The sequence below is a fragment of the Streptomyces sp. YS-3 genome (assembly GCF_045257485.1).
In the GTDB taxonomy this organism is placed as follows: domain Bacteria; phylum Actinomycetota; class Actinomycetes; order Streptomycetales; family Streptomycetaceae; genus Streptomyces.
On the sequence record NZ_JBJHPC010001205.1, the window covers coordinates 1 to 567 of the forward strand.

Annotated in this window: 1 protein-coding gene; it reads right to left on the bottom strand. The window is 77.1% G+C overall.

Annotated features, from left to right (window positions below):
• Nucleotides 1–464 (bottom strand): bifunctional DNA primase/polymerase (locus ACJA3G_RS38320; protein ID WP_406557588.1); only part of this gene is annotated, 464 nt, incomplete at its 3' end.
• Between the last annotated feature and the right edge of the window lie 103 nt (nucleotides 465–567).

The following is a 567-nucleotide window of genomic DNA, read 5'->3' on the forward strand; positions in this document are numbered from 1 at the left end:
ACCCCGGCCGCCCCGGGGACCCCGGCCGCCCCGGGGCGGCCGGGGTCCCCGGGGCGGCCGGGGTGGCCGAGGCCGGGCACGGTGACGGCGTCGCCCGTGCCGTGGCAGAGCAGCGGCGGCACCACGGCCCACTCCTCCCAGCCGAGCAGGGCGGGCAGGCGGTGGGCGGTGCCGGGGGTGGCGAAGAGGAGCATCCTGCCCCGGTGCCGGGCGACCGGCCCGGAGCCGGCGCCCTCGCCCCACAGCCGGTCGAGCATCCGGCGCCCGAAGACGGCGGGCACGCCGACCACGTCGAAGACCGAGCCGCAGGGGAGCACGACGGGGGCGTCCGGGCGGTCCTCCCACAGGGCAAGGGTGCTGCGCGGGTACGGGCTCGCCGACGCCAGCCATGCGGCGCCCTCGGGGGTCACCTCCCCGGCACCGTCATGGGGGAGCAGGGCCTCGTCGCGCCGCATGATGCTCATGGGTACTAGGTCTACGGGGTGCGGGTCCCCTGTCTGGGCGGATTACCGGAAACCGGGACAGGGGACCCGCACCCCGTAGACCTAGTACCCATGAGCATCATGC